6 protein-coding genes and 1 tRNA gene are annotated in these 6,087 nt (G+C 70.1%); 3 read left to right on the top strand and 4 right to left on the bottom strand.

Annotated elements, in window-relative coordinates; all coding sequences use genetic code 11:
* The first annotated feature begins 142 nt into the window (after nt 1-142).
* Nucleotides 143-225, top strand: a tRNA-Leu gene (locus ABD308_RS02490).
* A 63-nt stretch (nt 226-288) separates the two neighbouring features.
* Here the strand turns inward: ABD308_RS02490 and rdgB are convergent.
* The 4 genes from rdgB to ABD308_RS02470 form a co-directional block, all read right to left on the bottom strand.
* Nucleotides 289-894 carry an RdgB/HAM1 family non-canonical purine NTP pyrophosphatase gene (rdgB, locus tag ABD308_RS02485; protein ID WP_344324778.1) on the bottom strand — a complete coding sequence of 202 codons (606 nt, stop codon included), beginning with the start codon at nt 892-894 and terminating at the stop codon, nt 289-291.
* Nucleotides 895-944: 50 nt separating this feature from the next.
* Entirely contained in the window at nt 945-1,334 is a 390-nt protein-coding gene (locus ABD308_RS02480) for a hypothetical protein (RefSeq protein WP_344324774.1), read from the bottom strand.
* Nucleotides 1,335-1,528: 194 nt separating this feature from the next.
* Nucleotides 1,529-2,263 carry a ribonuclease PH gene (gene rph, locus ABD308_RS02475; protein ID WP_344324771.1) on the bottom strand — a complete coding sequence of 245 codons (735 nt, stop codon included), beginning with the start codon at nt 2,261-2,263 and terminating at the stop codon, nt 1,529-1,531.
* A gap of 165 nt (nt 2,264-2,428) precedes the next feature.
* Nucleotides 2,429-2,662, bottom strand: coding sequence for a PTS sugar transporter subunit IIB (locus tag ABD308_RS02470; RefSeq protein ID WP_063349220.1), 234 nt, complete (start codon nt 2,660-2,662; stop codon nt 2,429-2,431).
* Nucleotides 2,663-3,044: 382 nt separating this feature from the next.
* Between ABD308_RS02470 and ABD308_RS02465 the strand changes: the two genes are divergently transcribed.
* Nucleotides 3,045-4,334 (top strand): PTS transporter subunit EIIC, encoded by a 1,290-nt coding sequence (locus ABD308_RS02465; protein WP_344324759.1) that lies wholly within the window; start codon nt 3,045-3,047, stop codon nt 4,332-4,334.
* 407 nt (nt 4,335-4,741) lie between these two features.
* Nucleotides 4,742-6,019, top strand: coding sequence for a PTS transporter subunit EIIC (locus ABD308_RS02460; RefSeq protein ID WP_344324756.1), 1,278 nt, complete (start codon nt 4,742-4,744; stop codon nt 6,017-6,019).
* Nucleotides 6,020-6,087: the final 68 nt, after the last annotated feature.

The following is a 6,087-nucleotide window of genomic DNA, read 5'->3' as shown; positions in this document are numbered from 1 at the left end:
TCGAAGCGGCCGCCCCGCAACCGCCGGACCCGGCCGCCCGGAACCGTGCGCGGGTCACGGCACCGGATGCCGCGCCGAGACCGCCCCGCGAGCCGAAATGGCGGTGTTCCCGCACCTCGCGAGCGCCTAGACTGAAGGCCTTGCGGCCTTGGCGAAAGGGCAGCCGCGCGGGTTTTAGGTGCCCGTGGGAGAAATCCCGTGAGGGTTCGAATCCCTCAGGCCGCACTGGGCTTCAAAACGAAGGCCCGCCCGGAGAGATCTCCGAGCGGGCCTTCGTCGTGCGCGGGGTCAGGCGATCAGGTCCTTGACCACCGGGGCGAGGGCGCGGAAGGCCTGGCCGCGGTGGCTGATGGCGTTCTTCTCGGCGGGGGTGAGTTCGGCGCAGGTGCGGGTCTCGCCGAGGGGCTGGAGGACGGGGTCGTAGCCGAAGCCGCCGGTGCCGGCGGGGGCGGTGCGCAAGGTGCCGAGGAGGCGGCCCTCGACGACGCGCTCGGTGCCGTCGGGGAGGGCGAGGGCGGCGGCGCAGAAGAAGTGGGCGCCGCGGTGCCCGGGGGCGATGTCGGAGAGCTGGGCGAGCAGCAGGTCGAGGTTGGCGCGGTCGTCGCCGTGCCTGCCGGCCCAGCGGGCGGAGAAGATGCCCGGGGCGCCGTTGAGGACGTCCACGCACAGGCCGGAGTCGTCGGCGACGGCCGGCAGGCCGGTGGCGCGGGCCAGGGCGTGCGCCTTGAGCAGGGCGTTCTCGGCGAAGGTGACGCCGGTCTCGGGGACGTCGGGGATCTCCGGGTAGGCGTCGGCGCCGACCAGTTCGACGTCCAGGCCGGCGTCGCCGAGGATGTCGCGCAGCTCGGCGACCTTGTGCTGGTTACGGGTGGCGAGGATGAGTCGAGTGGTCATGAAGCCACCCTAAACCGGGCGAACGGCGCGGCCCCGCGCCGGCCGACGCGTCAGCCGGTGCAGACCTTGGTGAGGTTCGAGGCGGCGTCGCCGAGCGGCTTGAAGTCCGGCACCTGCTTGTTGTTGACCGACTGCTGGACCTTGTCGACCTGGGTGCTGAGGTCGGTGATGGCCTGGGCGACGTCGGTGTCCTTGGAGTTCTTGCCCAGCTGGTCGAGGTCGTTCTTCAGCTTCTGCAGCGCCTGCCCGGCGGCGGCCGCGTCGTTGCTCGCGTTGCTGTAGGCGTTGCTGACCTCGTTGATGTCGCCGGTGATCTTGACGGCGGTGTTGCCGCAGTCGATCGCCTTCTGGGCGGCGGCGCAACTGACCGCGCTGAGCGGGAGGATGGCGATCAGTCCGGCCACGGCGAGCATGGCGGGGCGGGTGATGCTCTGGGGCATCCGGTCCTCCTGGGTGCGCGGGTATCCGGAAGGGAAGGACGCGCGCTGAGGGGTGCGCGGTTCCCGCCACGGGTGCTGCGGGAACCGTACGGGCTCCGGGCCCGGCCTGTACAGCGGCCGGGCCCGGAGCCCGGGGTTTTCCGGAAACCGAACCGGAAGGGGTGCCTCAGGGGGTAGAGGGGACCCTCGGGGGGTCAGGCCTCCAGCTCGCCGAGGACCTTGCGCTGCACCTCGTCGAGCTCGGCGCAGCCGAGGGTGCCGAGGTCGAGCAGCCGGTCGAGCAGGGCGCGGTCGAAGGGGGCGCCCTCGGCGGTGCCCTGGACCTCGACGAAGCGGCCGTCGGAGGTGCAGACGATGTTCATGTCGGTCTCGGCGCGCACGTCCTCCTCGTACTGGAGGTCGAGCATCGGGACGCCGTCGATGATGCCGACGCTGACGGCGCTGACGCCGCCGGTGATCGGCTTGCCCTTGGCCCGCAGCAGCTTGCGCTCGCGGGCCCAGGAGACGGCGTCGACGAGGGCGACGTAGGCGCCGGTGATCGCGGCGGTGCGGGTGCCGCCGTCGGCCTGGAGGACGTCACAGTCGAGGACGATGGTGTTCTCGGCGAGGGCGCGGTGGTCGACCACGGCGCGCAGCGAGCGGCCGATGAGCCGGCTGATCTCGTGGGTGCGGCCGCCGAGGCGGCCCTTGACGGATTCGCGGTCGCCGCGGGTGTTGGTGGCGCGCGGGAGCATGGAGTACTCGGCGGTGACCCAGCCCTCGCCGCTGCCCTTGCGCCAGCGCGGGACGCCTTCGGTGACGCTGGCGGTGCACAGCACCTTGGTGTCGCCGTAGGAGATGAGGACGGAGCCTTCGGCGTGCTTGCTCCAGCCCCGTTCGATGGTGACGGGGCGGAGCTGGTCGGGGGTGCGGCCGTCGATGCGTGACATAGGCACCGAGCGTAGTCGGTTTCGGCGGGTGCTCCGGGTACGCCCCGAGGCGTCCCGAGGCGTCCGGGTCTGCCCGGGAGGGCGGGCTCCGGTGCCCGGGCGTGCCACGGCCCGCCGACCGGAGGGGTCGGCGGGCCGTGGGGAGGTGAGCCTGGTGGGCTCAGCTCACATCATGTCCTCGATGTCGGCGGCGATCGGGTCGGCGTCGGTGCCGATGACGACCTGGATCGCGGTGCCCATCTTCACGACGCCGTGGGCCCCGGCGGCCTTGAGCGCGGCCTCGTTGACCAGGGAGGCGTCCTTGACCTCGGTGCGCAGGCGGGTGATGCAGCCCTCGACCTCTTCGATGTTGTCGATGCCGCCCAGACCGGCGACGATCTTCTCAGCCTTGCTGGCCATTGCTTTCTCCCTCTGTCTCGGCCCGTCGGCTGCTCTGCCGGGTGCCGTCCTGCGCTGTGACCTCGGTCGCGGGTGACGTGTGGTCGGTGGTGGGTCGTTGCCGCGGCGCGCTGCCCGAGCGGCGCGACCAGCATGACCCGAGCCGGGCCGATATGCCACGTCAGTCCACTTATGGCCCATTCCGGCGCGCACGCCCCGGGTCGGCACCCGAGGATGACGAGCAGTGGGGCCCGTCTCCCGGCGTGCGGCCTGCGTCCCAAAGTGGTCTACACCAATATATGTGTACTCCGGTGAACGCAGGAAGGACCCCGGGTGTTCCCGGTCCCCGCCCGGGGGTCCCGGCGAGGACCGCCGCACGGCCACTGCGCTCGGAGGGCGAAGGATGAGTTCGGCAGGCGCCACAGCACCGCGAACCACGTGGTGGCACACCTTCTACGGCGGCCTCCAGAAGATGGGCCGCTCGCTCCAGCTGCCGGTGGCCGTGCTCCCCGCCGCCGGCATCCTGAACCGGCTCGGGCAGGACGACGTCTTCGGCAAGGACGGCCTGGGCTGGAACAACGTCGCCAAGGTGTTCGCGGCGGCCGGCGGCGCGCTGCTGGACTCCTCGCTCGGCCTGCCCCTGCTGTTCTGCATCGGCGTCGCGATCGGCATGGCGAAGAAGGCCGACGGCTCGACGGCGCTGGCCGCGGTGGTCGGCTTCCTCGTCTACTACAAGGTGCTGCACGCCTTCCCGGAGGACTGCGCGGCGGGGACGGTGCTGGTCAGCGACCAGTGCGTGGACTACACCTCGGCCAAGGCGGCGGCCGCGACGTACCAGAACCCGGGCGTGCTGGGCGGCATCCTGCTCGGCCTGATGTCGGCCTGGCTCTGGGTGCGCTTCCACCGCACCAAGCTGGTCGACTGGCTGGGCTTCTTCAACGGCCGCCGGCTGGTACCGATGATCACCGCCCTGGTCGGCATGCTGCTGGCCGTGGTGGCGGTCTGGGTGTGGCCGCCGATCGGCCGCGGCCTGAACTCGTTCAGCCAGAACCTCGCCGATCTGGGCGCGGGCGGCGCGGGCATCTTCGGCGTGTTCAACCGGGCGCTGCTGCTGATCGGCATGCACCAGCTGCTGAACACCTTCGTCTGGTTCCAGTTCGGCGAGTTCACCAAGCCGGACGGCACGATCGTGCACGGCGACATCCCGCGCTTCCTGAACGGCGACCCGACCGCGGGGCAGTTCACGTCGGGCTTCTTCCCGATCATGATGTTCGCGCTGCCGGCCGCCGCGCTGGCCATCGCCCACGCCGCGAAGCCGCACCGCCGCAAGGAGATCTACGGGCTGATGCTCTCGGTCGGCCTGACCTCCTTCGTGACCGGCGTCACCGAGCCGATCGAGTACTCCTTCGCCTACATCGCCCCCGCGCTGTACGGCGTGCACGCCCTGCTGACCGGTGCGTCGATGGCCGTCACCTGGGGGCTGGGGGTGCACGACGGCTTCAGCTTCTCGGCCGGCCTGATCGACTACGCGATCAACTGGAGCCTCGCCACCAAGCCATGGCTGATCATCCCGATCGGCCTCGCCTTCGCCGTCGTGTACTACACGCTGTTCCGCTTCATCATCGTGAAATTCGACCTGAAAACCCCGGGGCGCGAACCCGAGAGCGAGGTCGAGGACGTGACCAAGGCATAAACCGAGCGTCACCGAACACAATCCGAAAAGGCCCCCGGACTTCGGTCCGGGGGCCTTCGGCATATCCGCTCGGGCCGTTGGTCCCGCGACGGAACGCCCTCCGGTCCGGCGTCGCGGTCGGTCGGTGACCGGCCGGTGACGTGCCGTGGAGCGCTCGGCCGGCTCGGCTTTTTGTTGCGCAAATAGCCAAAATGCCAAACACGGCGGGTAATCAAGATCGCCGATCCACAAGTAGGTTTCGATTTCATAGCGCTTCCCATCTGCGGCGCTTTCGAGGGTTCCCCGCCTCCTCCACCCGTGCTACAAAACTGGTCTACACCACGTGTGGTGTAGACCAGTTCGCGGTTCGGCGCCCCCTGTGCACCTTCCCCCGACCGACCCGCCCCTGCCGTTAGGAAGCCACCCCCATGAGTCAGTCTGCGCAGGCACCGTCGCCCGCCGCGGCTCCGGCCACGCCGAGTCCCACGAAGAAGTTCGGCCAGAACCTGCTCCAGGGTCTGCAGAAGATCGGCCGCAGCCTCCAGTTGCCGATCGCCGTCCTCCCCGCCGCCGGTCTGCTGGTGCGCCTGGGCCAGGACGACGTCTTCGGCAAGGACGGCCTCGGCTGGAACAAGGTCGCCGCGGTCTTCCTCACCGCCGGCAACGGCGTCTTCGACAACCTGCCGCTGCTCTTCGCGGTGGGCATCGCGATCGGCTTCGCCAAGAAGGCCGACGGTTCGACCGCCCTCGCCGCCCTGGTCGGCTTCCTGGTCTACAAGAACGTGCTGACCGCGTTCCCGATCGCGGAGGGCCACATCGCCGACGGCAAGTGGGTCCCAGCGACGTACCAGAACCCCGGAGTCCTCGGCGGCATCGTGATCGGCCTGCTCAGCGCCGTGCTGTGGCAGAAGTACCACCGCACCAAGCTGGTCGACTGGCTCGGCTTCTTCAACGGCCGCCGCCTCGTCCCGATCATGATGGCCTTCGTCGGCACCGCCGTCGGTGTGCTGTTCGCCCTGACCTGGGGCCCCATCGGTGACGCGATCAAGAGCCTGAACGACACCCTGATCGGGGCGGGCGCGTTCGGCGCCGGCGCGTTCGGCCTGGTCAACCGCGGTCTGCTGCCGGTCGGCATGCACCAGTTCGTGAACTCCTTCGCCTGGTTCCAGACCGGTGACTTCACCAAGCCCGACGGCACCGTCGTGCACGGCGACCTGACCCGATTCTTCGCCGGCGACCCGACCGCCGGACAGTTCATGGCCGGCTTCTACCCGATCATGATGTTCGCCCTGCCGGCCGCCGCCTTCGCCATCGCCCACACCGCCAAGCCGCACCGCCGCAAGGCCGTCACCGGCATGATGCTGTCGCTGGCGCTGACCTCCTTCGTGACCGGTGTCACCGAGCCGATCGAGTTCGCCTTCGTCTTCATCGCCCCGCTGCTGTACGTGATCCACGCCATCCTCACCGCCGTCTCGATGGCCGTGACCTGGGCGCTCGGCGTGCACGACGGCTTCACCTTCTCCGGCGGCCTGATCGACTACCTGCTCGCCTGGAACAAGGCCACCGACCCGTGGATGATCATCCCGCTCGGCCTGGCGTTCGCCGCGCTGTACTACTTCCTCTTCCGCTTCGCGATCGTCAAGTTCGACCTCAAGACCCCCGGTCGCGAGGACGACGACGAGATCGAGGACGTCACCAAGGCCTGACCCCCGGAACCACCGGACGCCGCTCACGGCCCCGCCCCGCCCCCCGTCCCCCGGGTGGCGGGGCGGGG

Source organism: Kitasatospora putterlickiae, from assembly GCF_039527695.1.
GTDB lineage: Bacteria > Actinomycetota > Actinomycetes > Streptomycetales > Streptomycetaceae > Kitasatospora > Kitasatospora putterlickiae.
This window is presented reverse-complemented; position numbering and strand designations above follow the sequence as displayed.

Excerpts from the sequence above, each read along its gene's own strand:
- ABD308_RS02460 (WP_344324756.1), top strand. The coding sequence starts at position 4,742 with ATGAGTCAGTCTGCGCAGGCACCGTCGCCCGCCGCGGCTCCGGCCACG.
- rph (WP_344324771.1), bottom strand. The coding sequence starts at position 2,263 with ATGTCACGCATCGACGGCCGCACCCCCGACCAGCTCCGCCCCGTCACC.
- ABD308_RS02480 (WP_344324774.1), bottom strand. The coding sequence starts at position 1,334 with ATGCCCCAGAGCATCACCCGCCCCGCCATGCTCGCCGTGGCCGGACTG.
- ABD308_RS02470 (WP_063349220.1), bottom strand. The coding sequence starts at position 2,662 with ATGGCCAGCAAGGCTGAGAAGATCGTCGCCGGTCTGGGCGGCATCGAC.
- rdgB (WP_344324778.1), bottom strand. The coding sequence starts at position 894 with ATGACCACTCGACTCATCCTCGCCACCCGTAACCAGCACAAGGTCGCC.
- ABD308_RS02465 (WP_344324759.1), top strand. The coding sequence starts at position 3,045 with ATGAGTTCGGCAGGCGCCACAGCACCGCGAACCACGTGGTGGCACACC.